Source organism: Numidum massiliense, from assembly GCF_001375555.1.
In the GTDB taxonomy this organism is placed as follows: domain Bacteria; phylum Bacillota; class Bacilli; order Thermoactinomycetales; family Novibacillaceae; genus Numidum; species Numidum massiliense.
The window spans coordinates 1,787,720-1,814,518 of sequence record NZ_CTDZ01000009.1; the positions used below are offsets into that span (position 1 = coordinate 1,787,720).

The following is a 26,799-nucleotide window of genomic DNA, read 5'->3' on the forward strand; positions in this document are numbered from 1 at the left end:
ATTTCCAAACAGCGTTCGATGAAAGCAAAGTATGAAAGTTAAAGTTTCTTGAGTTACGCTTCTTCCTGACAGATCATGGCAAGGTTGCCCTCCAGATCAGAAAGCGTGAAACAAGCCACGCCACCGTGGCGCTCGTTATTATGCACGTTCACGCAGCGGCAGACCGAGAAGTTCGCTGTACCACACCGCAGCGCGCCGCAAGTCCGTATCATGGACAAAAACAGTCGCTATCTCGTGTTGAAGCGGGTGGATCGAGCTGTGCAAGCCATCGTTTCAACCCCTTACGATTGTCGGTTCATTCGATAAGTTAGGTGAGCACATTCACTTACCCTCCTTATTTTTGGGGGAAATCGGGAAATACAGGTCAATCTCGGAATCTGGATCGCTCGCGTCCCGGTAGCGCTGGTCATAAAACTCAAACCCATACATGCCATCATATACATAGTCAGCCGTTGGCAGCCAAGAGTTCCAAAAATAATCGAACCCTTCCCCCAATCCATCCAGCATTCCCCGGTAAGTAACGACCGCATAAAGCGAAGCCGCGACCTCGACAGAGATCAATCCTTCAGGAAGGTGTTCGAACGAGTGAACGCCAACGCCGGCGATGTAGGTAAACGGGTCGCCCGGTTTAGACTCTGGGGTATGGTGAATTAGCCCATAACCGCGGTGTCCAACTTGATGAGAGATTTCGCCGGTACGCGCATTTACCCGATCCCACAGCTTGGCAATAGCGTTCTCCGACAGCTTCTCATCCATGCCTAATTGTACTTGCTCCTGAATGCCCACCACTCGAAAGACAGGCTTATGGACGAGCTTCGTTTCAATGATCATACGTCATCTTAACCTCCTTCACATGTTTGAGCTTCTTCACTTGCACGCATACAAAGAACATCGGGACGTCCTGACAAGGTTTGCGGGTCTGAGCGACGATCTAGTACTACACACATTCGACGTTGCCTCAGATATTCCTTCTAACCGGAACTAACCCGAAAAATGAACGTCTAGGTCATGGTTGCCGTGATCTCAGTTCTAATATAACAGAACAAACGTTCCGTTTCAATAGCAATCATAATAAGTTTCGGAAAAATTAATTCTCATCGGTTTCTAATCTTCTTCACAGAATGTACTCAGAATGGATAGTTATCGTTAACATAGAAACAGATGGGAGGTGAGACATATGGCCATTGAAATCTTCAGAAGGAGGGAACAAAAATATTTGCTGACACGCGAACAATACGCGCAGTTAGTCCACCACATGTCCCCCTTTATGCGTCCCGATCAACATGGCAAAGAGGGATGTTATACGGTGACGAGTCTGTACTTTGACAGCTGGGATCAAACGATATACTTCGAAACGAAGAACAAGTTAAAATTCCGTCAGAAACTTCGTTTACGAGTATACGACGACGCAGACATCTTTAGCGATGCCTTTTTTGAGGTTAAGCAAAAACATAAAAGTGTCGTCAACAAGCGAAGGATCGTCCTTCCACTCAAGGAGGCTTATCATTATTTGACCAATGGGACAAATAGTGCCTTTGAGAACTATCATCCATCCAATCCACAAGGTCTGCGCGAAATTCACCATTTCAAGCAACTATACGAATTGGAGCCTGAGATGGTCGTCAGTTATAACCGGCACGCCCTACATTGTAAGGACGATCCCGATTTAAGAGTGACGTTTGATTCGAATTTACGTTGCCGTAGAGAGGATCTACGGGTTGACCACGGCCCGTATGGCGATAACTTTGTTGACCCTAACGTCATCATTTTGGAAGTGAAAGTAAGCCACAGTGTCCCCTTATGGTTGACACGGATGTTACAAAATCTTAATTGCGAGCAAAAAAGTATATCAAAATTTTGCACAAGTATGGAGTTACTAAAACCAGAAGTCGTTCCAAATGAAGTCGCAAAAGAACTTATGAAAATAGGGAGTATGTAAAATGGATTTAATTAATGAGCTCTTCACATTTAATGCTGCAAAAAACGAACCAACTCTTTTAATGAGTTTAGTGGCAATGATCCTAGCCACCGTTCTGAGTTTAATCATTACGAAGGTATACCAAATCACATTTACTGGTGAGCGGTATTCACAAGCGTTCGTGCACACTATTATTATGATGAGCGTTATCATATCTGTGGTGATGAATGTTGTCAGTGGGAATGCAGGTGTCGCTTTCGGGTTATTTGCCGTATTTTCCTTGATTCGTTTTCGAAGTGCCGTAACTAACGCGAAGGATATCGCCTACATTTTTTTCGGGCTTTGCGTGGGCATGACATGCGGCTTATATCATTTTGGCTTAGCGGTTATGTTGACCTTATTTTCCTGCGCCATTTTTTACCTCATACATAAATTAAATTACGGTAAAGGAAGAAACACACAAATTTTAAAGGTAACAGTACCAGAAAACTTAAACTATGAAAATATGTTAGATGAAGTATTTAAGACGTATACGGAGCATCATGTCTTGCGGCAAATTGAGACGACAAATCTCGGGACGATGATTTTGTATACGTATGCGATTCGCAGTAAAAATAGTACAAAAGACAAAGAATTACTGGACCGCATTCGTGAAAAAAATGCCAATCTTAAAGTCTCCATTTCCTATTTACCGAGTGAAGAGTAATCACGTGAATTTATAAAGTTAAGGGCAATCAAGTTAACCCCCGCTAACCTGTAAGGGACAGCTTTTCACAAATAAACACCTCCCTCATTCGTACGCGAATGTAGGAGGTGTTTATTGATGCGTATTTATTGAAGCGTGTCTATTGTGGCGTGTTTATTGATGCGTGTTCATTTTTTCGTTCAATTGTTTTGATCGTTTAATCGTCGGCTAATCGTCGGCGTCGTCATCATCTTCTTCAAAAGTGACGGAAAGGATTTCACCAGTGTACGCCTGAACAATGACAGTGGCCTCTTTTCCTTTTGTTTCAATGTCTATTTCGTATACATACGAACCGTCACTTTCTTCGAGTTCAATGTCATCAATGACGCCTTTCACCTTCGATAACGCGATTTGCTTTGCCTTCTCGGGGGATATTTTATTTTTTGGCGTTGCTTTTTCGTTGTGCCGCGATTGGCCCTCTCGATCGTTCTGTTCGGTAGAATAAAATAAAACGTCCCCAGTATTTCCGTCAATCGTCAGCTCGACTTGCCCTTCCGCACCTTTGCCGTGAACGGTATAAACCGGTCTCCCCTTTTCGTTTTTCTGTTCAATTTTTGTAATTTTCCCGTTTCCTTTTATGCGATCTAGGGCGATTTGTTTCGCCTGGCGGTCATCGATTTTAGGCCGCGGCAATTTTTCGTCTGGTGATCCTTTTTTCTTTGCTTTAGTCCCCGCATCAGTCCCCGCATCTTTAGTCCCCGCAAATTTCTTAACGAGTTCAAGACTCAAAACATCCCCAGTTTGCTTGTCAAGCTGCACATTGTATGCTCCGAAAGTATTTTCCATGTAAATGTCATAAACATCTCCATCACTGGCAATTTTCTTTACGTTGCCGGCATACATCGTTTCTACTACCGTCACTGCCTCTGCCTCAGTTATCGTTTGTTTCTTTTGCGCAGCCATCAATTGCCTAGCACCGATCGCAATCCCGGTAACTAACAATAGGCCAATCAGCATGGCCAACCATTTCTTTTTTATGTGAGACTTCATGTGAGACCCCCCAACGTCAGACGTACAGTACGTTTAGCACGTCATTATTAATTATTGCTTAGAGCCGGAAAGATTACCGTCACTTTTGTTCCTACGCCTTCAACACTTTCCAGCTTAATGGATCCTTGGTGTACATCAACAATTTGTTTAGCAATCGCCAGTCCCAATCCCGTCCCACCGGTTGTGCGACTTCTTGCCTTGTCCACTCGGAAAAAACGGTCAAAGACGTGTGCCACCTCGTCTTCTGGAATGCCGATGCCGTGATCGTGCACTGCAAAAAACACGTGCTCCCCTTCTCTGCCGACTTGCACTTCGATCGCTTCTGAGCTGTATTTCCATGCATTATCCAAAAAAATAAACAAGAGTTGCTTCAGCTTTGACTCATCTGCTCGGGTGCGTACGTGCTTGCCGGATGCTTCAATGTGTACCTCCCGGTGGTACGTATTTTCGAATATCCGGCCTACATTTTCGCAAAGTTCTACTAGATCGACGCTTGAGTATTTTACGTTCAAGTCTTCGTCGCTTTCTGCTAGCTGCAACATTTGAGTCGTCATTTCTTTCATCCGAACGGTTTCCGAATGAATGGCATCAATTGCTTCCTCCAAAACCTCCGGCTTTTTCATTCCCCACCGCTTCAGTAGGCTTGCATAGCTTTCGATCACGGTCAACGGCGTTTTCAATTCATGCGACGCATCGGAAACAAATGCCCGTTGTTTTTCGAAGTTGTCCTCAAGGATGTCCATCGTGTGATTAAAGGTGTGCGCCATTTTATGCAATTCATCTTGTTGCTTTTCGCGTAAGGGGATTTTCTTGAATGTGCCACTTTGTTGAATATCGTTCATCGTATGAATCATGGAGTTGATCGGCCTCAATAAAATATTACCTAACAGTCGTCCCCCTAGTATTGAGGGGATCATCACCACAAAAAAGGCGATCGCTAATACCACCTTCAACACATTCAAGTTATTCCCAATCTCATGTAGGTTTTCGGTAACTTCTAATGTGACGACCCGCCCATCATTCCAAATAATCGGAACAGATACGACGCCGTAAGTTTCCCCCTTGACCTTTTGAAGACCAGTCGATTGAGACGATTGGAATTTAGGCGCAAGATCGGTCATTTCTGTGCTTTTTGTCGCTGTTAAGATCGGCTGGGAATGTCGGTTAACGACGCGGATCATGCCATTCGCAGGCAAATAAGCCCGCAGTAAATCCGCCGGGGCAACGTTGTTTCCCGGATTTACGGCAGTGGCGATGTTTTTCGTTTGACTCATCATGCGATTCAGCTCACTGTCCGTTGCGATTTTATAAAACAAAAAATAAATGGAAATGTTGACAATGAGCAAGATGACGAGTAACCAAGCTGTAGAGAAGAGATAAATCAATCGGCGGAGAGTCATTCGTTATTGCCCCTTGTTATTGCCTCTTGTTATTGCCCCTTTAATGTGTATCCCACGCCACGTACCGTATGAATAAGCGGCATTGCAAAACCTTCGTCTATTTTTTTCCTCAAGTAGCGAATATACACATCAACCACATTTGTATCCCCGTAATAATCAAATCCCCATACATTGGACAAAATTTGCTCTCTTGTTAATACTTGTCTTTCATTTTTCATTAAATAAATGAGCAAATCAAACTCGCGAGGCGTTAGGTCGATCGTTTGCTTTCCCTTCGTCACTTCTCGCGTTTTTTCGTTGACCGTGAGGTCTTCCACTTTAAGTATGCCCTCATGGGCTTTCCGTGTAACCGCGTGGCGCATTCGTAAGCACGCGCGAATTCGCGCGAGAAGCTCCTCAATTTCAAAAGGTTTCGAGACGTAATCGTTCGCCCCTTGGTCAAGGCCGCTCACCTTATCGGGAGTCGAATCCCTTGCTGTTAAAAGGATCACAGGCGTTGTATCTGTTTAGTGCAAAATAGAAATGGAGCAAAACGCAACTTAAAAATCCCGCATTGAGCTGGAAAACGAAAAGACCATTGCCAGCACCCCAATTAATTACTACCCTCTAATTGACGGCAATCAGTTAGAGGAGGAAAACACGAGGTGTTGACAATGGTTCACGTTCACTATATCAAGTCTTTATACGAAAGGGAAGGGCTATCTTTACGAGAAATTCAGCGGCGAACAACACACGACTTCAAAACGATTAAAAAGTACATCGACATGGAGGATTGGAATGAAACTCCGAAGCGGAAACCGCGTCGATCCAAACTGGATCCCTACAAGGAGACGATCGACGATTGGCTAGAGGGCGACTTAAAAGCTCCGCGTAAACAGAAGCATACTGCGCGACGCGTCTATGAACGCCTTAAGGAAATGCACGGTGAGGCCTTCAATGTATCGCTAAGGACCGTTCAGTACTACGTTGCCAAGAAGAAGACAGCACTTAAGGAGAAGACGCGCGGTTACATCCCGCTCGAACATACGCCGGGGGAGGCACAGGTCGACTTCGGAGAGGCTACGTTTGAAGAAAAGGGACAAGCCTTTAAAGGCTATTATTTAAACGTGTCGTTCCCATACAGCAATGCGGCCTACGTCCAAGTCTTCCGCGCACAAAATACCGAGTGTTTACTGGAAGGACTCAAACGAATCTTTGCGCATGTCGGTGGCGTCCCTACGCGTCTATGGTTTGACAACTTATCTGCGGCTGTAGCGACGATTTGTAAAAACGGTGAGCGCCAACTCGTCGATTCGTTTGCCCGGTTTGCCTATCACCACGGCTTCGAGCCTACCTTTTGCAACCCGAATAGCGGGAACGAAAAAGGGCATGTCGAAAATAAGGTCGGCTACCACCGGCGAAACTTCTTCGTCCCGATCCCTAAATTTGAGGATCTGGATGCTTATAACGCTGATCTACTACAGCGATGCGAACGGGATATGCAGCGTACGCACTATAAGCATCAGGAGCAGATCGCCGAACGGTTTCAAGCAGATGCTGCACAGTTCAAGCCACTGCCGCGCACAGCCTTTGACGTCCACCGCATGGTCAAAGCGAAAACTGATAAGTACGGAAAAGTATGCTTTCAGAAAAACCGTTACTCGACATCACCGGGGTTAGCACGTCAGGAAGTATGGCTCAAAGTGACCTGCGATCGCGTCATTGTACAAGATGAGTCCTATCGCACCATCGTCACGCACTCCCGTATCTACGGAGAAGGGAAAGAAGCGATGAAATGGACACCGTATTTGTCACTCATGGCGAAACGGCCCAATGCGATGAAGTATACGGCGTTTTACAGACAACTGCCCGACCCGTGGCGCGAGTACCTAACGGTCAAGGAGCGACGACCGAAGGGGTTGCGATTACTTGCGGAATTTCTAAGCCAAGGAGACATGCAACTTGCGACGACGGCATTGGAAGAAACACTCGCCCAAGGCGTGGATGACGCGGATAGCTTACTTGCCACTTGGTACCGTCTCACCGGGCGTGCGAATGAGTGCTCTACACTTGCTGTCTCACACGACGTGCCGTCACATGCTATTTACAAGACGGATCTTGGATCTTACGATCACTTGCTAAGAATAAGAAAAGGTGATGGGCGATGAAAGACATGATTGCCGCCCACTGCAAGGCGCTAAAACTCGGCAGTCACATCGTCGATGTTTATCCGACTATTCAGGCAGAGACACATGAACAGTTCCTTGCACAATTACTCGCTAGTGAAGTGGCACAGCGGGAGGTGAACCGTAAAAACCGGTTACTCAAGCAAGCGAATTTTGATAGGATCAAAACGTTTGAGGGGTATGTGTTCGAAGGGATCGAGCTCCCCCGCCCCCTCAGTATCGATACATTAAAGGAGGTATCTTTTGTTGCGCGTAAAGAAAACCTAATTCTTTACGGCCCAGTCGGCACAGGGAAGACGCATCTTGCCACAGCCATCGGTGTGGCAGCCTGCAACCAAGGGCAGCGCGTAAAGTTTTACCGCACAGCGGCGCTCGTGAATGCATTGATTGACGCTAACCAAAAGGGGCAATTGCAACGATTTATACAGCAGTTGGAGAAGGTGGACTTGCTCATCTGCGACGAATGGGGGTACATCCCCCTTAACGGGGAAGGCGCGCAGTTATTGTTTCAAGTCATTGCCGGATGCTATGAGAAGCGAAGCGTCATCCTCACGACTAACTTGGAATTTAGTAAGTGGAACAGTGTCTTTCACGATGAACGACTCACGAACGCGATCATCGATCGCCTTGTGCATTACAGTTACTTGATCACATTTAGTGGCACGAGTTACCGACTGAAGCATTCTTACATGAATTGGTAGATTTGGAAACCGGGGTGCTGGAAATTTTAATTGCACTTTGCTGGATTTTCTACTTGCATAATACAGTTGTATCGCCGGATTTGCGAATACGCCTTAGCACTTCAAGTCCGTTTAACTCGGGCAATCGAATATCAAGTAGTACGAGGTCAAAGTGGTTCCGTTGAAATGTTTCAAGTCCAATTCTCCCGTTTTCAGCGATTTCCGTCTTATAACCTTCATACTCTAACTCCAACTGAATGACACGTGCGATTTTTGCTTCGTCTTCAATAATCAGGATGCTCTCGGCCACCCCGGTACCTCCCACTGTAAATCCTTTTATACCTGTACCTTATCATCATATAAGAAAAAATCGCAGCCCGCAATTGTGGCCGATTCCGTGTAAACTGACTGATCAGGTGTAGACGGCTCACATAGGACATACAGTCAATAACATAGAACAGATTGTATATTGGACCACGGCAAGACAGTTGCAGGGATTTTACATAAAGACTATTGGAATAATTTTAATGTAACTTCCGCCGGACTGGCAGAAAAACGGGGCCTAAGCGGCACCCGTTTTTTAATCATCCAATTCCATCTCGACAACTTTTCCGGAATTGGCGTCGATTTTTAGATCGTATTCAAGCCCGTTTTGCGTCTCGATTTCAACTTTATACACCATTTCACCGTCATCTTGATCCAGTTTTACTTCTTCCACCCGACCATCTCGGCCATCTAGTTGGCTTAAAGCGATTTGCTCCGCATGGTCTATGCTAATTTTTGGATGAATCCCGTCTTTGTGCATTTGTTTATGTTTTCCCTCATCTTGTCCCTCATCGTGACCCTCATCGTCATCGCGTTCAACATCTATCTCGATGATTTTACCGGTCTCCGCGGAAACATCGCCGTCGATCCGTCCCTTTGCCGTATTTTTCATTTCCACCTCATACATTTTCTGACCGTGCTCCGTATCGATCTCAACGTTAATGACTTCTCCACCGAATTTATCTTTGGCAATTTGTACGGCCCGCGCCTCGTCGATCGGTTCTTGATCCGTTTGGGCAGCAGAAACTATATTAGCCGAACTAGACGAACCGAATACCGAACCAGCCACCCCAAAGCCCCCTACGACAACGAGTGATGCGATACAAATAGAAAAAACCTTTTTCTTCATTTAATGTTCCCCCCAAATTAGTTTCATCTTCCCTCAGATGAGTTTCAACCTAATCATAAAAGGATAAGATGAAAGCCCACTGAGAGCAACATTAAAATTTGATTAGAACACGTGTTTTTGAAAGCAAAAGGTATACAAAAATGCAAGGAAAAGTGCTGAGGGCTTGCCAGCCTAATTTTCATTAAGATTGGGCCGTCGGCGACACATGCGAAAGCGCGTGTGTCAGTCAGTAACTCTCCCCTTTGAAAGCTAAAATGTGTGCATGGTGCGCGGGACGATCTACCAAAGCTGCGGTTAACTGGTTGTTACCAAACACACGGTTCCATTGTCCGAACTCCAAATTGGAGGTCACAATGACGCTTTTTCGTTCCCGACCGCAACGACTAGTCGTTTCAATTCCTCATAGGTAAGATCGCAAGCTGTTAAACGCATCTCACAGTATCAATGATGCGTGTTTCAATTCCTCATAGGTAAGATCGCAAGGCGTCATCTCGCGCAGCTTCCTTCCGTCGTACGACCGATGTTTCAATTCCTCATAGGTAAGATCGTAAGGACGTCGTCCACAATTTCTGAAAGGGAATGAAACCGTTTCAATTCCTCATAGGTAAGATCGTAAGTAGTCGCGCATCGGTGTAGATTTCTCGGCACCGCTCCCAGTTTCAATTCCTCATAGGTAAGATCGTAAGGTTCCGCTCCGGCACATTGATGTTCGACGTGTCGGAGTTTCAATTCCTCATAGGTAAGATCGTAAGAGGAAACGGTGTCGGTTGGGGAGAAGTCTCCATCGACATGTTTCAATTCCTCATAGGTAAGATCGTAAGTATAAACAGCGACGGAATAGTATCTTTGCCGAACCAATGTTTCAATTCCTCATAGGTAAGATCGTAAGACATGATCGACCATGCAGTACAGGCGCGTGTAAAGGCGGTTTCAATTCCTCATAGGTAAGATCGTAAGCCGGAAACGTCTTTATTGATAGCGTTTCTTGATTATGTTTCAATTCCTCATAGGTAAGATCGTAAGAAGGAGATTCTCTGATGGCATACGCTCGTTTGTTATGTTTCAATTCCTCATAGGTAAGATCGTAAGGCGTTGAGCTTCGCGCATATCTAAATAGAGGCGATGTTTCAATTCCTCATAGGTAAGATCGTAAGTATCTCAGCGGGATTGCGTATGCACTACTTGGCGCGCGTTTCAATTCCTCATAGGTAAGATCGTAAGACTGGACAAGTGTATCTAGACGAGGGCGACTACATCGTTTCAATTCCTCATAGGTAAGATCGTAAGTTTACTCCGACGCTCGACCTACTTGCGGAAGTAGAGTTTCAATTCCTCATAGGTAAGATCGTAAGCGACGGGAAACCGTTGGGGATTCCAGAAAAATTCAAGTTTCAATTCCTCATAGGTAAGATCGTAAGGTTACAAAGAGAAACTGAAGGAAGAGCAGCAGCGCGAGTTTCAATTCCTCATAGGTAAGATCGTAAGGTTACAAAGAGAAACTGAAGGAAGAGCAGCAGCGCGAGTTTCAATTCCTCATAGGTAAGATCGTAAGGGGGCTGTATGCCCCAGAGCTTCGAGACCACTACTAGTTTCAATTCCTCATAGGTAAGATCGTAAGGTACGATCGTAGCGCAAGAACTTCACGGTCGGATCCTTGTTTCAATTCCTCATAGGTAAGATCGTAAGAGCAAATATGACGCTGCCCGCTGGCAGCGACCGTTCATGTTTCAATTCCTCATAGGTAAGATCGTAAGTCTATTTTTCTAGCTTCGGACGCATATATTGTGACGTTTCAATTCCTCATAGGTAAGATCGTAAGTGAGAAACTGCGAGATAGAAAATGTGACGGATGCGAGTTTCAATTCCTCATAGGTAAGATCGTAAGCGCGATCGCCGATCTTGACTCGCGTTGTCCAGCCGGTTTCAATTCCTCATAGGTAAGATCGTAAGCGGACACTTCTGTTTGCTACGGTGTCAGAATTTGTGTTTCAATTCCTCATAGGTAAGATCGTAAGCGACTGAATATCCATGAAGCGAAGCATTTCGTCGTTTGTGTTTCAATTCCTCATAGGTAAGATCGTAAGCGTGATTGACGTGGCCACGACGTACAGCCCCCGCAGTTTCAATTCCTCATAGGTAAGATCGTAAGGATATACGACTAGCGAACGCCTCGGGGCGCGGTACAGGGTTTCAATTCCTCATAGGTAAGATCGTAAGGCCCCCACCGCTTTTCGGCCTCCACGGCAGTCATCGTTTCAATTCCTCATAGGTAAGATCGTAAGCATGACCGCCGATGATGTGGAACTGCTTTTCGTCCCACGTTTCAATTCCTCATAGGTAAGATCGTAAGACTCATACCGCCCAGCGGGCTTGTCTTTGCGGAACCAGTTTCAATTCCTCATAGGTAAGATCGTAAGGCATTTGTTCGCTCTCCATTACGCACCGCTCCCTTTTTGTTTCAATTCCTCATAGGTAAGATCGTAAGTCGCGCCTGACACCGCTTTGACCCGCGACATGCTCGCCTGTTTCAATTCCTCATAGGTAAGATCGTAAGGTGTTCGCCTCGTATCTCCATGTCATTCCACCCCGGTTTCAATTCCTCATAGGTAAGATCGTAAGTTCGAATCAATGCCGCCGACCCTCTGGCGCAAGCGGGTTTCAATTCCTCATAGGTAAGATCGTAAGCGGTTTCGTTTTCGGTGACTAGTCTACTGATTAATGTGTTTCAATTCCTCATAGGTAAGATCGTAAGGATAGAGTAGAAGCAGAGCTGACAGGAGCCTGAGCCGTTTCAATTCCTCATAGGTAAGATCGTAAGTTATTCTTTTCGGCGTGGCGGCTTACGCCGTGTTTCCGTTTCAATTCCTCATAGGTAAGATCGTAAGCGTGCTTTGGCTCCGGCGCATCGATAACAAAACTATGAGTTTCAATTCCTCATAGGTAAGATCGTAAGGCACAGAAACAAAGGCAGCCGGGCTACCGCGATCGTAGGTTTCAATTCCTCATAGGTAAGATCGTAAGAATCAAACCCAAGCCGCGGTATTTGTTCGGGTTTATGTTTCAATTCCTCATAGGTAAGATCGTAAGATCGAACTCTTCTATCGAAGGCAAGTCGCGGTTATAAGTTTCAATTCCTCATAGGTAAGATCGTAAGAGGACACCCAAGGTGATAGCGATACAGTCGAAAAAAGTTTCAATTCCTCATAGGTAAGATCGTAAGCGCGTAGTACGGCGGCACAAACACGCCCAGGTGTTGGTGTTTCAATTCCTCATAGGTAAGATCGTAAGAATTCCAATTGAGCGCGTTCGCTCGTACTCCCTCTTTGTTTCAATTCCTCATAGGTAAGATCGTAAGTTGGAAAAACAGTGGGCAGAACAGGAGCAGATTAATGTTTCAATTCCTCATAGGTAAGATCGTAAGTCGGCGTGCATACGGCGTGTTCCATACCAGTCGTCCGTTTCAATTCCTCATAGGTAAGATCGTAAGCGGAGGATAGTCTTAGCACGCTGTCAGAGGCGCTCGTGTTTCAATTCCTCATAGGTAAGATCGTAAGACTCACCTGCTGTTCCTCGATAGAAAATCATTTCGTTCGTTTCAATTCCTCATAGGTAAGATCGTAAGTTTACAACCACTATTTTCAAACTCATTAAGCTGCTGTTTCAATTCCTCATAGGTAAGATCGTAAGGGTTTCACTTCTCCGGTTGACTTGACTACTTTTGTGTTTCAATTCCTCATAGGTAAGATCGTAAGGTGAGAGATTTCCACGGGGATGCTAGGTATAATCTGTTTCAATTCCTCATAGGTAAGATCGTAAGCTATTAAGCCCCTATAGTAACTTGGACATCACTAAACACTTTAAGTTATACTAGTGATGAAAGGGGCAGAATCAAATGAAACGCCGTCAGTTCACCAAGGAATTTAAAATCCAAGTCGCAAAGGAAGCCATGGAGGTTGGTAACCAAGCGCTAGTTGCTCGCCGCTATGATCTCGGTTCTAACTTGCTTAACCGATGGGTTCGCGAATATAAGGACGGGCACTACGGGGACGTCCCGATCGAATCCGCCCAACCACGCGAATTCAGTGATCTTGCTCAGGAAAATGATCAGCTAAAACGGTTGTTGGGCGAAAAGGATTTAGAAATTGCCATTTTGCGTGATCTTGTAAAAAAGCAGCACCCTCACTTGCTGAAAAGATTGAAGTAGCGGACAAGTGGATTTCTAAGGGATACCCGATCCAAACCGTTTTACGGATTGTCCACGTACCGCGTTCCACCTATTACTATCAGAAACACTATCGGGTGAAGGAGAAGAAAGTAAGTGGGGGGAGACCGGCACCAGGTTACTCCTTCACAAACAGCGGGCAAAAAGTGTCCGACGAACAAATTAAAGAATGGCTTATGGAGCTCGTCTCGGGTGATGGCTACGCGTATGGGTACCGAAAATTAACGGTGGCGCTCCGTTCGACGTACGATTTAGTCATTAATAAGAAAAAAGTGTACCGTCTCTGCAAACGGTTAGGCATCTTACTGCCGCAGCGACGGAAGCGAATCCGCCACCCTAGGCGCCTTGCACGTAACCGCCTCGTTGAGCGATCGAATGAGCTGTGGGAAACAGACATCAAGTATGGGTACATTGCCGGAGAAAACCGCTTTTTCTTCCTGCTTTCCTACATTGACGTTTATGACCGTTCGATTATTGACTATCATGTTGGATTAGCTTGCGAAGGTCAAGACGCTGTTCAGGTGCTACAACGAGCGCTTTCGACACGCGGGCTTCAGGAGGCACAAGAAAAGCCGATCATCCGGACGGACAATGGTCCACAGTTCGTATCTAAAGTATTCGAAGAAGCTTGTGAACACTACGGTTGTGAGCACGAACGTATTCCGCCGAACACACCGAATAAAAATGCCCATATTGAGGCGTTTCATCGGATCGTTGAGGACGAATGCTTCAACAAGTATTCCTTTGAGACGTACGAGGAAGCATATCGTACCGTCATAGGCTTTATGGACTTTTATAACAACCGCCGCATACACGGTAGTATTGGGGACATGAGCCCCGCGCAGTTTTTCCATGCGCATCAAACATCTTCGTTGCGCACGAAAGCCGTTCGACTCTGATCCTTCCCTTTCGTCTTCCAAGCCAACAGCCGCTGTAAGACGTGACGTCAAGGGCGAGCGAAAGCGAGGGCGTAGCCTTTACCCTTGACGGAAGGTCTGAAGCGACTACACTTCTATTGACGAAAGGAAGCGAGAACCAGAGATAACGTGAGCTTGTAGTTATGTATGTCCAGTTTTAAGGGGTTTATCCGGTAAGCGGCAAGGTTAGGGTTAGCTTTGATTGGTACACTGAGTTTCAATTCCTCATAGGTAAGATCGTAAGCGAATTGGTGTATCAAGGAAAAGTTCTCCACGAGAAGTTTCAATTCCTCATAGGTAAGATCGTAAGGCTTTCATGACTTTATTTGTGTACGTGGTTCGTTGCACTTGTTTCAATTCCTCATAGGTAAGATCGTAAGGGAAGAGCCTAGAGAAGTCGTACTCAAGGCAAAGTGGGTTTCAATTCCTCATAGGTAAGATCGTAAGGAAAAGTGGGCGAGAGAAAATGACGCTCCATCGCTGTTTCAATTCCTCATAGGTAAGATCGTAAGCGGACAACCAAACAGCAGAAGCATATCCGTCAGTCAGCGGTTTCAATTCCTCATAGGTAAGATCGTAAGGAAGTCTTACTAGGCCATGGCGTGCGGATCATCTCCGTTGTTTCAATTCCTCATAGGTAAGATCGTAAGTTCATTCGATCCCTCCTTATTCTGATGTGGAATACTGTTTCAATTCCTCATAGGTAAGATCGTAAGGTGTCGGGTCGTAGTCAATACCGTCGGGCTTTTTGGTTTCAATTCCTCATAGGTAAGATCGTAAGGAGACTGCCCTCTTGTCGGTAGCCAGCTGCCACGGTTTCAATTCCTCATAGGTAAGATCGTAAGAAGTTCTCCTCAAACGCCATTTTTCGCTTCATCGAAGAGTTTCAATTCCTCATAGGTAAGATCGTAAGTGGCAAGCATATATTCCAGTGAGTCCTGGAACTCGTGAGTTTCAATTCCTCATAGGTAAGATCGTAAGTCCGGCATCACCCTTTTCCCTTCCCAGTCCCGAGCGAAGTTTCAATTCCTCATAGGTAAGATCGTAAGGTCTGCGACTGAAAGCCACGACTACTTTATCGCGGCGCTGTTTCAATTCCTCATAGGTAAGATCGTAAGCCGTCTGTATTACAATCCGGGGTATAATTTTTCTAAGGAGTTTCAATTCCTCATAGGTAAGATCGTAAGTTTCCTGCAACCGCACCTCTTCGCGTTGCCTATGCTGTTTCAATTCCTCATAGGTAAGATCGTAAGCACTCGTCTTTGTAGTAGTTTGGACCGTACCGGCGCTGTTTCAATTCCTCATAGGTAAGATCGTAAGCTTTTATCACCGGATGGTTCGGTGGCGGGGGGTTGTTTCAATTCCTCATAGGTAAGATCGTAAGATTATGATTCCAGGAACTCCTTTTTCCAGAGCTCAAGGTTTCAATTCCTCATAGGTAAGATCGTAAGCTTTTTGCATTTGATACAGCAGTATGCCCCGTCATCGTTTCAATTCCTCATAGGTAAGATCGTAAGTTTAGAGAAAAACCTTTCATATTTCTTCGTGTCTTGTTTCAATTCCTCATAGGTAAGATCGTAAGCCCAAAAAACCCTTGAAACTACTACTAATCATACATTAGTCATCACACGATATACAACCTTTTCGTTAAACCGAAAACAATGCGTATCACATGGTAATCCCTTTCTTTCTTGCCCTTTCTCACAAATACTCGCTTTTTCAAATTGTCGTCGATCCCCCCGGGGTTACAACGCCATAGAGGGTCGACGACAAAAAAGCGGAAAAAATCCCCTTCAAAGCAAAGAAATACCGGCTTAATTGACAGCCATCGCCCACCCACAAACACATTTGAATAAACAACAAATATTCCCGTTGTCTTTCTTCATTTTCTTCATCACTAATAAAACAATACAACACTAATACGGCGCCATCACAAAATGAATTCTTCGCCGCCCTTCTTCAGTCCCATCTCCTCACGCTTTGAATACTTCTGCGTGCGGAACGTATAAAAGATCACCGAATCCTCCTCCTCATTCATAAGACGCTCTAACTCCATCTTCAATTTTACATAATTGGCGTTAGATATTTCCCCTTCTAGAACGGAGTTTTGCACCCAGTGTAAATACTTACGGGCAATCTTCAAAGCCTTCGCAACACGTTTTTCGTTGAAATCATATACAAGTATAACAAACATATTTCACCTCCTTACCTCGCCACTGATACCTACTAGTTGTCATCAACTACCGTACACGTGTACGCGACAAAGAATATTCACGAACAAATACGTACAATGATTGTTTGTCACCTAGTTAGGCCATTGGCCATCCACCGCATCACTGACACACCTAAAAATCACGCAACTAAAAACGTGACGACACTAGCTTTCCCCTAGGCCACTTAGCTTACGTTACAATCCGCCTAACATGACTACTCCATACCTAAAACTCCCTACCCAAACGTGATACATTCGTCACCACAACGATTGATACGGTTCATATAACCGTTCATCCAGAAAGTGTTTCTGGATTTTGTACAGTTCGAGCCGAATTAGGCGGCGGTAGGAGACAGATTTCCCCAAGTGGCGGTGGTTGACAGTCGTTTTCATCCGCTTGTCCAATTCTTGCACGAACTTCTTCCTTCCGGTCTCCGACAATAAGATCCCGTCTGTGTGCCCGTCAAAATCTTTCTTTGTAAGCATCTTCTTGTTAACGAGCGAAAAAATGAGGCGATCAACCATGATCGGTTTAAAAATCTCTGCCACATCCAAATTTAGTGAAAATCGACGGAAGTTCGTCGCGTGTAAATAGCCGATCCGTGGATCTAAAAATGTCTTATATATCTCACTCAACACCGTCGTATAGCAAATCGAATTTCCAAAACTAATCATCGCATTGACCCGGTTTTTTGGGGGTCGTTTCGTCCTCTTCTCAAATACGAAGTCGGGGTTGTTCATTATGTAGTCAAACGACTGGTAATACCGCTCGCGGGCGTGACCTTCCACTGCCATCAATTCTTCCACTGTCTCCGTCTCTGCAAGCTGTGATTGATCACTTTTCATCTGTATTAGCAATTCTTCTAAAACATCCCTACCAGATGCAACTCGACCTCGATAATACTTCAATACTTGCATCATTTGCGCGATTGAACCGTCCACAAAGGCGCGTGCTAAGGCAAGTCGTTTCTCTTGATCAATATAATGTTCAACTTGTTTTACGACGACATGGCCGGCATTGTAATGTTCCCGTGGGTAAAAAGTTCCCACGTAATACCCATGATGGTTAAAATAATGGACACAAATCTCCTTTTGTGACGCAAATTCAAGAAAGCGCTTCGAGACATCTACTTCGCCAAAAATGAAAATGTCGTTCGTGTCCTCGACAGGAATGTACTTCCGCCTTTCCTCCGATTCAAAGTAAAGACTGTTGTCTTTTCGCCTTAGTTCCCCGCTTTGAAAAATATACAACGTTTTCCTCATCGATTAGTCCTCCATTCGATATCCTCCGTTCAGCCCTCCGCCCAACAGTACTCGCGATACCCACACTGGCGACAGAGGTTGATTTTCTTCGGGGGAGGCGGCACCGGCATTTTCGCAATCCGCCGAATTTCACCAATGGCCTCCTCTAGCGCCGCCACCATTTCGTCCGTTAACGCGACACTCTCTTTCTTCTTTTCTTCCGGAAAAAGCAATTCGCCCCTTGCCGAAATACCCATCTGTCGCAATGTATACAAATAAAAAGCGAGCTGATGACGGGCACTCATTACAAACTTCGACGACTTCTTTACCTCTTTAACGACGAGCTCACCGGACTCTTTTTTCATGCGATCTATTTTAATCGCATCGATAGCAACTTCTTTTTTTTCGCGACCATAGCGATACTCGTGAATAAACCGCCCAATCTCAATGTTCTCATCCTCTTGATCAGGGGTAATTTGATGTTTGTTCAACCACACTTCTCGCTGACAAATAAAGTAATACCATATATCTGTCCCCGTCACTGGCATTTCCTGATCCCCATCTTTTGTCTGCAACTCTTCCACCGCTTTCACCTCCTAAAAGTTCCCTTAACAGACGCATTGGACAGCTTTTGAAACTTTACTAACTTTATTAGCGCAGTTAAATAAAGTTGTCATACTCCTCAAAGGGCGCCTTCAAACCGACCTGTGCGTCGTACGCATCGTTTCCATAAAGGCATGGCACTCGCTGCTGTAGAAAATCTTCTCTACTGGCGACTTGCAACGCTTTTTTGACTGGGACGTTTAACACGTAGTAACCGAACAAAATCATGAACTGTTTGCGTTCGTCAAATGACAGCTTCGCCATGTACGACTGATCAGCAAAACGATCATATACCTCATGACCGCTAAACACGTCGAACTTCTGCTGTAACGCAACAAACTTATTCGGTAACCATTGTCGCTCAGTATCAGTAGGGTCCCACGGTACAAACAACGGCAGTTTCAAATAGTCTGGGCCAAATGGTTGGAAGTCGGCAAGTTCTTCCCAACGGCCTTCATAAGCGCTACGAATGTGAGCAAGCACCGTTTCATACGTATTTTGACGAAACATTTCCTCGTAATACTGTTGCACGAGTTGTGTTAGTTCCGACTCGCTCCAGCGCGGCTTCGCCTCTATTAGCTCATCTGTAATTTGCCGCAATGCTTTAGCGTAAATGAACGTTCGCGTATTTGTCTTCCCGTGGCGCAAGAAAGGAAAGACAGTGATCGTTCCCTTTTTTCCACCTTCTGCGTGGCGGTTAACCCTTCCGGCCGCTTGCACGATCGACGGTAAAATCGGCAATGCCCGCGCGACGTGGCGAAAACTTACATCGACCCCCGCCTCAATGACTTGCGTCGACACGACATATAATGGCGGGCCGTCCGAATGTGCGAGTGCCGCACGTACTTTTTCAATGGCGATCGATTTGTGTAACGGTGTCATCAGACCATGTAATAAGAACAGCTGGCGCTCATCGTTCCGTTCGCCGTCGACCCCACCTTCATCCTTGCACGCTACACCCCAATGTTTGTCCTCCTCATCATTTCCGAACGTATGTCCAATACCAACTCCTTCAGTCGCTTCTGATCCTTCCCAACCGAGCGCATCCTTTAACTCGTGATACACGCGGTAAGCGTCCTCAATCGTATTTAAAATCGCTGCTTGTGACCGTGTCTCCCGATCCAATAAAAACTGCGTGAGTGACACTTCATCTTTTGCCTCTTCGCGTATTAATTCATAACGGTCGTTTTCTGCCGTTGCTTCGATGGTAAGTGCCGCTGGTCGCCGTGATAAACCGTAATGAAACGGTGGCATCGTCGCCGACAAAAAGATCACTTTCAAATTGACAAGTGACGCGAGCGCCTCTAAACCGCACAGAAATAAATTCCACACTTCCGGATTAAAGATTTGCGGCTCGTCGATAATGATGACACTATCGCGCAAAAAGGCGCGGCGTAGGGCATCCTGGGAGCGCCGCGGGAACAGCGCCTTACTGAACTGCTGAAAACTCGTGCAGACGATCGCATGTGCCCACGACTCCATCGCCAATTGACTACTCGCTGCCCGTTGCTCGTCATCGTCGTCTAACACTGCAAGCGAATGGTGCTCTAACGCTTTTTCCCGTAAAACCTCTTCGATCACGTGGCTCGTCTGTTCAAGAATCGATAAGTAAGGGGCTACGTATACGATCTTGCGATAGCCCTGCTGTTCGCCAAACCACGCTCCCATTTTTAAGGCAGTAACCGTCTTCCCGTAACCTGTAGGCATCTCTAATGTGTAAAACCTCGCATCCGCACGCTGAGCCAATTGCGCCATAATATCTGCTTGCGCTTTCACGCGCACGGTCGCAAGGGGATGATTGCCGTTCTCCCGGCAAAACTGTTCCAAATAACGCTGATGCTGTCTGTGCTGTTTAGGTGCGAGCCACACGGTATCCACTGTACGCACGTCGAATCGATCACCAGCGATTAAACTCGTCGTCAGATCCCGCCATTTTTGCAACTCTTCCATCAGCTGTAGGGCTTCCCACTCGTCGTAACCGAGGTCAAGGGCGTCCAGCGCTTCCTCAATCGCGTCCTCTGCTTCGTCGATCCACACTTCAAACGACTCTTCCGTACATGGCACATCACACAGCGTGTCGTACTGCTCGTGAATAAACGTTTCAATCCCAGGAAGGTCGTACATGTCCCAATCATAGCGTTTTAGCCAGCGGTCATCCGTCAAATTATGTAACTGGCTATGGTGGTCTGCAATATCGCGTGTCAACCAAAGCCAACAGACGCAATCGTCGTCCCAACGGTCTGTTTCTTGCAATAAGTGATAGCCGAAGTAGGAAAAAAAGAAGGCCCCACAAGCCGCGTGGGTGGGACCTTTCTTAATGCTGTCACTCACAATGTACGCCTGCCACTCAGCGTGACTTTTAGCTAGATCGTGACATAGCCCTGCGAGCCCGACGAGTTGGTGCAACGGCTCTTCTCGTTCCGGAAAATATCGCGCCATCGCCTTCCGAACACGAACGAGGTGATCGACTAGCAACGACCCTGGACGCGCGATACATTGTGAAAACGGAACTATACGAGACATATCGCTTTGCCCCCAATGTATGCGACGCGGCACGAAGCTTCGGCTTTATGGTTTAAACGGAAAGAAATCGGCCGCCCGTCTTTTTCATAAATGTAAGCGAGAGAGCGTTCAAACGTTCGCTCGCCGAGATAATCTTGCATAAAACCGCCTGCGCGACTGTAATAGCGCTCTTCCTCTAGAATAAGCTCCCGCACGAGCTGAGTCGGTACAACGGCGGGTGTTTCGATCACATCGTCTTCTGCTACGTTGGCTGCACTTGACGCGTTCTCCGTGTTAGACGCGTCTGCTGTATTTAACGTCTGAACGTCTGTTTCATAAGTGACAAGTTCCGGGAATGTCAACGCAAACGCTACCCCTAAGTACGTATGGTAGACGGACTGTCTGCTATTAAGCTTCTCCGCTAGTTCCGTCACGTGCTCGTCACCCACGTAATACAAACGATACGCTGGCGCAACGAGCAGTTCCATCGTCGTTGGTCGGTTAAAACTCTTTCCCGCATCTTTGCCGATCAGAGACAGCTGTTGTGCGGACGTACGCACCGGTTGGAGTAATTGAATCCCGATCTGATCATTCGTGACAAAATCAGTCTTTCCGAGAATGCTACCGACGAGCCCTTTTGCCGCGGTCGGCGTAATAAACGGGTAGGTCAACTGTGTCGCCGTCGTATCCGGACGGCGAAAGTGGGCCACCTTTCCTTTTAGATCAAATACTACCGCATCCATGGCGCTCGCCTACCACAAAGGTTGTTGGAACGTAGATATATCGCCATCGACAGTCACGGACGGATGCACCCAAACTCTGACGCGGGCAATTTTATCTCCGTATTGTTTTACGGTCTCCAACAACGGTTGCAATTGTATAGAAATGTCTTTAAGCGACGACGGACGTTTACCCGCACTACGCCATGCGTCTTCACCCGGATTTAACGAAATTAAATCTTCAAGGTAGCCGATGCGGAAGAACGGGTCGCGGTACTCGACGTGAGCGAGTAAAAGTGGTTGCTGTTGACCCCGACCTCGCGCCTGCCGATGTTGTGTGCCCTGCCACAACGCCTTCAATAGTAACTCTTGATCATCCGCAGTCATACCGGTCTGCGCGGCAATCTTCGCGTTGATCACGCCTGGCATCGCAAACACGGCGAAAGGCACGACATAGCTCGTCCAAATCGTCCCTTGTGTCTTCCCTTCTTCCCCGTCTTTCACGTCCGCACTCGGCATGACGACAGTGCCTTGCACGTATTGACTATCTACGGGGTGTAACGAATGTGCCCAGCCAAACTGCACCGGACCCGTCAAGTGAAACTTCGGCTTAACCGAGTAGACGATCCCGAAGGTACGCACGTCAAAACTGTGTTCGAGTAGCACATTCTTCATATCGGTTTTAGCTTCTTTTTCTTTGTTAACCGTCTTGGCAATTAAGTCAGCTAAGCTTCCACGCCCTAACAATTTCCCTTTGTCATTCACTTTTTGTTGGACGAAGATGAAATTGTTGCCTGCTTCGCCTCCGTCCGGCTCGGCGTCAATGACATAATCGCGCACGTCTCGCTTGATACTGACATCGCTCAGCGAAATCCGCCCGTCCTCTTCTGGAAACAAGCGGCGCGCGTCACTGTCTTGTAGCGGATCCCGGTTCGGTATCCCGTCCTTCACCGATTTAACGAACAAAATTTCTCCATTATTAATTGTCATCACTTATTCCTCCTCTTTTTTCTGATACATTAAGTAGCCAGACCAAAAAGCAGTCATAAATTGATCCTTCCCGGCAGAAAGCTTATTTTGTTGCTCAGCTTCAAGAAAACCTAACAGAACTTGTGCGAGTACGGGACGAAAGTTTTTCGCCAATTTCATATCCCATTGCGCCGCTAATTCTTCACACCGCAGCACACCGTCTTTCCAAATCATTTCTGGCGTCAACTTGTTCCCAAATTTCATGACGCGATGCTTGACAAAATCTTTCCCCGTCTTGTGGTGAAAGGAATTAGAAAACTGCTTTAAAAGTAGTCCGCTAACAAACCCAAGCGTTTCTGTATCCCGCAACTTTTCCATTGCGACCGTTCCCGTGTGATAATCTTCTAACGTTTGGCTCCAATCGGCCATCGTCTTCACCCTTTCTTCCTGTTTGGCAATCTCAGACTGATAGCGGCGGTAAAAAGCAAGGAACGCATAATGGAAGGTTAGTTCATCGACCATTCCCCAATGCTCTTCCTTGTTCGCCAGCTCGCTTAACTTGCGCGCCGTCGTACGGTAAAGCCGCTTCACCTTGATCGGTTGCCGATGAAACACGGATTGCAAGCTACTCCACACATAACCCGGCCCGTAGGCATTCGCTAGCAGCGACGGAAGTGACTGTGCACGGTAATAGTCTTTATCCGTGTTACTCCCGAACGCTTTGCGAATGTCGAACAAGTCTTTGCGATTAATCCCCCGCACTATTTTTTGTAACGTCGCCGCAACGGTCGGAATGACGTCTTCGATTACCATGCGGATGTGCATGTTGCCACGCGACAAATCACCAGAGTAATACAGTAATGTTAGGCGGTGGGCATCGCTCACCTTCGGCACGACTTTATCGATCCCAGCGAGCAACTGCAAATGTAAATCGCTGTCGTTTAACTCACTACCCCGGTTCAATATTTTTTGGTATTTGTCGTACAGTTGCTGCGAGTCACCTTCTACGAGCGGCAATACGAGCGGAACACCGAAAATAGGTTCAAAACTTGTAACCTTCATATGTTTTTTCGCTTCGACACTCGTAATCGGGGCAAACATCTCCTTGAGGATGCCACTCGAAATCGGCACGGTGATTTGCTTCAAAAACTGCACACCGTATAAATACGCTTCGTAAGTGGTGCGATCAATTTTAACGCCGCGCGTCCACTCTGCTTTACCCCAGTAAATCGAACGCGGCATTTCCCACGTCGGCGACAGCCATAACCAAAACTTATTGTAAATGGAAGCAACTTCGTCCTCTTCCCTGTTCGTAAACGTCGACACGGCGTTTTTTTCATGTCCGAGAGTCTTTGCTTCGGAAAACTTTGCTTCAATGATGCCGCTTAGTGCCGTATCACCGTCCAAGTACACGTGCTCATCGGGTTTCAGTTTGCTCTCCGTAATCCATAAATAGCGCGGGTCGGTGATGCGTTCGTCTTTCGTTTGGAACGTCGGCAGCGAGTGATCGACAATGTATAAAATGCCGAGTTGTTTTTCTTCCGTAATAAAGCTGTCGTAATGTGCTGCAAGGACGTCAGCGACTTTTTTTGCAATTGCCGTTAGTTGTTCATCTTCCGCACCGCTGTACACGACTGTGTTGCGAAGACGCGGCAACACCACCTTTTCTGCGAACGATTGCACGTCATTCATTCCGTTAATGTGCGGATCGTACATCAAATAACACGGTACGGGATATGTCCCTTGGGCCACTAGTGGGTTCCCGCCTTGTGGGTACAAAATTGGGTAAGCGTTATTTCTCGTTTTGTCGACGTGAAACTTTTTCTCTTCCCAGTTACCGACTTGCATAAAGTGAAACGCGGTACGCTCCCCGTCTAACTCGACGAGAAACACGTGTTGAAAGTAGTTTTTACAGTTTTCGCTATCCGCATCAGTAAGCCAACGTACGCGCTCCCGGTTCGGCAAGCTGCTGTTGACAATGGGCCTACCGATGCGAATGATCGATTCCGCGAGCATTCGTCCACCTCCTCTTATAAATACTCACGATCAAGCGAGTAACTCGAACAGGCCGAAGCCGGCCGAGTTCCTACTACCAAGACCAACTTGGTGCGCAAAGGTTAGCATTCTCGGAGTCGACTGTACTTCGTATATCCCGCCCCACGCGTTAATAATCGTCCCCTTAAATTTGGTAACGACTTTATGTTGGCGCGAAACCGAAAGCGGACGAATGACAAAGTCGTCTGTACGTGTCTCCCCGGTAAATGCTGTATATTTGCGTAGTAGATTTTCCTTCACCATATGTGAAAAGGCGAGGTCATCCGGTGCAAAGAAATGGGTCAACTTCTTGCCATCCTGCCCAACATACGTACTCGCAACAGTAATTGGCGACAACATTTTTATCTTGCACGTTGCGGATGTAATAGTTGGATTGCGATAGGTTACTTCTTTAACCAATATATCTTGTTGGTGCAATTGAAGAGACGGTTCCAGCAATAATGCTTGTCCTAAGTCGTGAATGAACGCAGGCAGTGCCGAACTCACTTGCCACTTCAATTCTCCGTCAAACGTCAATTTGCGCGTTTCCCGGTCATAGGCCCCCGCTCCCAGCAGCTTTGAAAAAGTAAACATTTTGAACGACCGCTTATTGTACTGGAAGCCACTATCGTGCAAAAATGACGTCAACTTCGGATTGGATAAGGAACGATAAATGACGCCCTGCATAATTTGCTCGTATTGCACCGGAATCGTGAGCTTATTAGCTTCGAGAACAACGTGTAGTCGCATCCAATTCACCTCCTCCCAACGGCGCGCACCACTTAAACATCATTCTAATTGCGACAAGCTAGTCTACTAATAGTTGCAGATTACTGTTAGTGTCATGTTGACCCTACAATTAGTAAAATGTAAGTCCTACAGCTAGATACAAAACAAGTTTACTGTTTTTCCCACACTGTCAAGTATAGCACAGTGATAGTGCCGGACTTTGTCAGCGAACAAAAGTTTGGGGCTGATTTTTTTCTCACAGCCCGATCATTTTTCTTGCACGCAAATTAGGCGTCATGGGGATGGATCGATCCACCTAGAAGCCATCCCCATTAACAACGACACACCTAACGTTCACTTATTCCCCTAGTATTTTCTTGATATCCTGTACCTTAGCGAATTGCTTCGACTTCTTATTCTTCACTTTCCATTGTCCTGTTGTGCGCCAGTATTCTCTCAATGCGGTGGCAACGTCTACATCGTTAGCCTCGACGATGCGCGTGTACAGCTCACCTTTACTTTTTTCAATGTCTTCTGGCCCCTCACCGAGTTGCCCTATATCGTAAAGGAGCCGTTCACGCGGTGACATTTTTGCTAATCGCTGTCGTTCTTCCTCCGCTTTTCGTGCGGCTTCCCGCGCGCGGCGTTCCTCGGCGAGCCGCTCTTTCCGCAACCGACGTTCTTCTTCCCGCTTTTTCAGTTGCCCGGCCAGTCTCTCTTCTGTCACATCTATCACTGACGAAAACCGACCGTAACCGGAGGCCGTCTTGGAGCCAATCCCGAGTTCCGTTAACGCGCGCGCCGTCCACGATACGACTAAATCGGCTAGCGCTTCGCTAGCAATCGCCTGTCCGTCTATGGAAGCAACCGTCGCTTTCGGAATCATAAAATACCACTCCGCCGACGACGCATTAACAGCATAAAATGTGATCGGGTTCGGATCTTGATCATCTGTCGCCGATTTCTTCCTGTTATAGTAATCTGGAAAGTGTGGAGTCAGCACATCGGGCTTTAACTCTAGTTGCTCGTGAAAAAAGAGGTCAGTAAACTGCACCGCCCCTTTGCGCTCTTGACTTCCAAACACAATGCGCCCCAACTGAGCCGACTCGCCGTCACCTTCTAACAAGTTCTTCTCCCTGCCGTCGAGAAACGCTTCGATATACCAGCGCCGCACCACCCCTTTAATACTGGAAGCTGGAATGTAGGGGACGCCGTACACGGGGTGTACGGTGAGGGACGTCTCACAGACGTGCCCTCCGCCTAGCCCGTGAACAAGTGCTGATGTTGGTTTCCCTTCCAACACTCGCACGTGTTGCTCGTCTGCAACGTCTAGGAGGGCGTTAAACCGCTGCACCATCGCCTGCTTGACGAGTTGTTTAAGACCCTCGGTCGGTTTAACCGGCGCGATGACTTTCTTCGCCTCATACTTACCCTTCTCAAACGTCATTTGGTCATAGTGAACGGCGTACCACATATGGTCTGAATATTTTGCATTATTGTGGCTCTGCTTTTCGATTGGTCGGCTCGCTTCTCGCGTGTCCCGCGGATGTGCGTACATCGTAGTCCCTCCTTCTGCTC

Annotated in this window: 20 protein-coding genes, 3 pseudogenes and 2 CRISPR repeat arrays; of the genes and pseudogenes, 7 read left to right on the forward strand and 16 right to left on the reverse strand. The window is 46.6% G+C overall.

Going from position 1 to position 26,799, the window contains the following annotated elements:
* Positions 1-105 precede the first annotated feature (105 nt).
* The gene (locus BN1247_RS17970) at positions 106-306 is read left to right on the forward strand and encodes a hypothetical protein (protein ID WP_187119755.1); all 201 of its coding nucleotides are present in this window, start codon (positions 106-108) and stop codon (positions 304-306) included.
* Positions 307-321: 15 nt separating this feature from the next.
* Here the strand turns inward: BN1247_RS17970 and BN1247_RS08815 are convergent, their stop codons facing one another.
* Positions 322-831, reverse strand: coding sequence for a GyrI-like domain-containing protein (locus tag BN1247_RS08815; protein WP_054950056.1), 510 nt, complete (start codon positions 829-831; stop codon positions 322-324).
* 346 nt (positions 832-1,177) lie between these two features.
* Here BN1247_RS08815 and BN1247_RS08820 point away from each other — a divergent pair, with 346 nt between their 5' ends.
* A complete protein-coding gene (locus BN1247_RS08820; RefSeq protein WP_054950057.1) occupies positions 1,178-1,939 on the forward strand; it encodes a polyphosphate polymerase domain-containing protein in 762 nt (253 codons plus the stop codon).
* A 1-nt stretch (position 1,940) separates the two neighbouring features.
* Complete coding sequence (locus BN1247_RS08825) at positions 1,941-2,624, forward strand: DUF4956 domain-containing protein (RefSeq protein WP_054950058.1); 684 nt, start codon at positions 1,941-1,943, stop codon at positions 2,622-2,624.
* Positions 2,625-2,831: 207 nt separating this feature from the next.
* On the opposite strand, the gene BN1247_RS08830 is transcribed toward BN1247_RS08825, so the two are convergent.
* From BN1247_RS08830 to BN1247_RS08840, 3 genes and pseudogenes are all read right to left on the reverse strand, one after another.
* On the reverse strand, positions 2,832-3,653 hold the full coding sequence (locus BN1247_RS08830) for a PepSY domain-containing protein (RefSeq protein ID WP_054950059.1): 822 nt from the start codon (positions 3,651-3,653) through the stop codon (positions 2,832-2,834).
* A 47-nt stretch (positions 3,654-3,700) separates the two neighbouring features.
* The gene (locus tag BN1247_RS08835) at positions 3,701-5,053 is read right to left on the reverse strand and encodes a HAMP domain-containing sensor histidine kinase (protein ID WP_054950060.1); all 1,353 of its coding nucleotides are present in this window, start codon (positions 5,051-5,053) and stop codon (positions 3,701-3,703) included.
* A gap of 29 nt (positions 5,054-5,082) precedes the next feature.
* Positions 5,083-5,547 (reverse strand): annotated as a pseudogene (locus BN1247_RS08840) (winged helix-turn-helix domain-containing protein); the annotation flags it as partial.
* 159 nt (positions 5,548-5,706) lie between these two features.
* Between BN1247_RS08840 and istA the strand changes: the two are divergent.
* Positions 5,707-7,200: an IS21 family transposase gene (gene istA, locus BN1247_RS08845; RefSeq protein ID WP_231633401.1), complete on the forward strand. Its 1,494-nt coding sequence runs from the start codon at positions 5,707-5,709 to the stop codon at positions 7,198-7,200.
* Positions 7,197-7,919 carry an IS21-like element helper ATPase IstB gene (gene istB / locus BN1247_RS08850; RefSeq protein ID WP_054949837.1) on the forward strand — a complete coding sequence of 241 codons (723 nt, stop codon included), beginning with the start codon at positions 7,197-7,199 and terminating at the stop codon, positions 7,917-7,919. Before istA ends, istB begins: the two co-directional genes overlap by 4 nt.
* Positions 7,920-7,983: 64 nt before the next feature.
* On the opposite strand, the pseudogene BN1247_RS08855 reads toward istB, so the two are convergent.
* From BN1247_RS08855 to BN1247_RS17110, 3 genes and pseudogenes are all read right to left on the reverse strand, one after another.
* Positions 7,984-8,208 (reverse strand): annotated as a pseudogene (locus tag BN1247_RS08855) (response regulator); the annotation flags it as partial.
* Positions 8,209-8,478: 270 nt separating this feature from the next.
* Positions 8,479-9,072: a PepSY domain-containing protein gene (locus BN1247_RS08860; RefSeq protein ID WP_054950062.1), complete on the reverse strand. Its 594-nt coding sequence runs from the start codon at positions 9,070-9,072 to the stop codon at positions 8,479-8,481.
* Between the two features lie 226 nt (positions 9,073-9,298).
* A pseudogene (locus tag BN1247_RS17110) lies at positions 9,299-9,442 on the reverse strand (ATP-binding protein); the annotation flags it as partial.
* Between the two features lie 19 nt (positions 9,443-9,461).
* A CRISPR array of direct repeats spans positions 9,462-12,889; the repeat unit is 30 nt; unit sequence GTTTCAATTCCTCATAGGTAAGATCGTAAG.
* A 75-nt stretch (positions 12,890-12,964) separates the two neighbouring features.
* On the opposite strand from BN1247_RS17110, the gene BN1247_RS08865 reads away from it, so the two are divergent.
* Together BN1247_RS08865 and BN1247_RS08870 are read left to right on the forward strand one after the other, a co-directional pair.
* Entirely contained in the window at positions 12,965-13,276 is a 312-nt protein-coding gene (locus tag BN1247_RS08865) for a transposase (RefSeq protein WP_054948915.1), read from the forward strand.
* Positions 13,277-13,305: 29 nt separating this feature from the next.
* Positions 13,306-14,193, forward strand: a complete 888-nt coding sequence (locus BN1247_RS08870; RefSeq protein ID WP_231633368.1) for an IS3 family transposase — start codon at positions 13,306-13,308, stop codon at positions 14,191-14,193.
* Positions 14,194-14,425: 232 nt separating this feature from the next.
* A CRISPR array of direct repeats spans positions 14,426-15,793; the repeat unit is 30 nt; unit sequence GTTTCAATTCCTCATAGGTAAGATCGTAAG.
* Between the two features lie 348 nt (positions 15,794-16,141).
* Here the strand turns inward: BN1247_RS08870 and cas2 are convergent.
* From cas2 to cmr6, 9 genes are all read right to left on the reverse strand, one after another.
* Positions 16,142-16,405, reverse strand: a complete 264-nt coding sequence (gene cas2, locus BN1247_RS08875) for a CRISPR-associated endonuclease Cas2 (RefSeq protein WP_054950063.1) — start codon at positions 16,403-16,405, stop codon at positions 16,142-16,144.
* A gap of 276 nt (positions 16,406-16,681) precedes the next feature.
* Positions 16,682-17,686 (reverse strand): type I-B CRISPR-associated endonuclease Cas1b, encoded by a 1,005-nt coding sequence (cas1b, locus tag BN1247_RS08880; RefSeq protein ID WP_054950064.1) that lies wholly within the window; start codon positions 17,684-17,686, stop codon positions 16,682-16,684.
* 29 nt (positions 17,687-17,715) lie between these two features.
* Complete coding sequence (gene cas4 / locus BN1247_RS08885) at positions 17,716-18,213, reverse strand: CRISPR-associated protein Cas4 (RefSeq protein WP_054951579.1); 498 nt, start codon at positions 18,211-18,213, stop codon at positions 17,716-17,718.
* Positions 18,214-18,325: 112 nt separating this feature from the next.
* Entirely contained in the window at positions 18,326-20,791 is a 2,466-nt protein-coding gene (locus BN1247_RS18175) for a CRISPR-associated endonuclease Cas3'' (RefSeq protein WP_054950065.1), read from the reverse strand.
* On the reverse strand, positions 20,779-21,513 hold the full coding sequence (gene cas5, locus BN1247_RS08895) for a CRISPR-associated protein Cas5 (RefSeq protein WP_054950066.1): 735 nt from the start codon (positions 21,511-21,513) through the stop codon (positions 20,779-20,781). The genes BN1247_RS18175 and cas5 overlap by 13 nt, the downstream gene beginning before the upstream one ends.
* A 9-nt stretch (positions 21,514-21,522) precedes the next feature.
* Positions 21,523-22,479: a CRISPR-associated protein gene (locus BN1247_RS08900; RefSeq protein WP_187119756.1), complete on the reverse strand. Its 957-nt coding sequence runs from the start codon at positions 22,477-22,479 to the stop codon at positions 21,523-21,525.
* A 3-nt stretch (positions 22,480-22,482) separates the two neighbouring features.
* A complete protein-coding gene (locus tag BN1247_RS08905; protein ID WP_054950067.1) occupies positions 22,483-24,474 on the reverse strand; it encodes a hypothetical protein in 1,992 nt (663 codons plus the stop codon).
* 30 nt (positions 24,475-24,504) lie between these two features.
* Entirely contained in the window at positions 24,505-25,242 is a 738-nt protein-coding gene (gene cas6, locus BN1247_RS08910) for a CRISPR-associated endoribonuclease Cas6 (RefSeq protein WP_054950068.1), read from the reverse strand.
* Positions 25,243-25,579: 337 nt separating this feature from the next.
* Entirely contained in the window at positions 25,580-26,779 is a 1,200-nt protein-coding gene (gene cmr6 / locus BN1247_RS08915; protein ID WP_054950069.1) for a type III-B CRISPR module RAMP protein Cmr6, read from the reverse strand.
* Positions 26,780-26,799 lie beyond the last annotated feature (20 nt).

Excerpts from the sequence above, each read along its gene's own strand:
- BN1247_RS08815 (WP_054950056.1), bottom strand. The coding sequence starts at position 831 with ATGATCATTGAAACGAAGCTCGTCCATAAGCCTGTCTTTCGAGTGGTG.
- BN1247_RS08820 (WP_054950057.1), top strand. The coding sequence starts at position 1,178 with ATGGCCATTGAAATCTTCAGAAGGAGGGAACAAAAATATTTGCTGACA.
- BN1247_RS08825 (WP_054950058.1), top strand. The coding sequence starts at position 1,941 with ATGGATTTAATTAATGAGCTCTTCACATTTAATGCTGCAAAAAACGAA.
- BN1247_RS08830 (WP_054950059.1), bottom strand. The coding sequence starts at position 3,653 with ATGAAGTCTCACATAAAAAAGAAATGGTTGGCCATGCTGATTGGCCTA.
- BN1247_RS08835 (WP_054950060.1), bottom strand. The coding sequence starts at position 5,053 with ATGACTCTCCGCCGATTGATTTATCTCTTCTCTACAGCTTGGTTACTC.
- istA (WP_231633401.1), top strand. The coding sequence starts at position 5,707 with ATGGTTCACGTTCACTATATCAAGTCTTTATACGAAAGGGAAGGGCTA.
- istB (WP_054949837.1), top strand. The coding sequence starts at position 7,197 with ATGAAAGACATGATTGCCGCCCACTGCAAGGCGCTAAAACTCGGCAGT.
- BN1247_RS08860 (WP_054950062.1), bottom strand. The coding sequence starts at position 9,072 with ATGAAGAAAAAGGTTTTTTCTATTTGTATCGCATCACTCGTTGTCGTA.
- BN1247_RS08865 (WP_054948915.1), top strand. The coding sequence starts at position 12,965 with ATGAAACGCCGTCAGTTCACCAAGGAATTTAAAATCCAAGTCGCAAAG.
- cas2 (WP_054950063.1), bottom strand. The coding sequence starts at position 16,405 with ATGTTTGTTATACTTGTATATGATTTCAACGAAAAACGTGTTGCGAAG.
- cas1b (WP_054950064.1), bottom strand. The coding sequence starts at position 17,686 with ATGAGGAAAACGTTGTATATTTTTCAAAGCGGGGAACTAAGGCGAAAA.
- cas4 (WP_054951579.1), bottom strand. The coding sequence starts at position 18,213 with ATGCCAGTGACGGGGACAGATATATGGTATTACTTTATTTGTCAGCGA.
- BN1247_RS18175 (WP_054950065.1), bottom strand. The coding sequence starts at position 20,791 with ATGTCTCGTATAGTTCCGTTTTCACAATGTATCGCGCGTCCAGGGTCG.
- cas5 (WP_054950066.1), bottom strand. The coding sequence starts at position 21,513 with ATGGATGCGGTAGTATTTGATCTAAAAGGAAAGGTGGCCCACTTTCGC.
- BN1247_RS08900 (WP_187119756.1), bottom strand. The coding sequence starts at position 22,479 with ATGACAATTAATAATGGAGAAATTTTGTTCGTTAAATCGGTGAAGGAC.
- BN1247_RS08905 (WP_054950067.1), bottom strand. The coding sequence starts at position 24,474 with ATGCTCGCGGAATCGATCATTCGCATCGGTAGGCCCATTGTCAACAGC.
- cas6 (WP_054950068.1), bottom strand. The coding sequence starts at position 25,242 with ATGCGACTACACGTTGTTCTCGAAGCTAATAAGCTCACGATTCCGGTG.
- cmr6 (WP_054950069.1), bottom strand. The coding sequence starts at position 26,779 with ATGTACGCACATCCGCGGGACACGCGAGAAGCGAGCCGACCAATCGAA.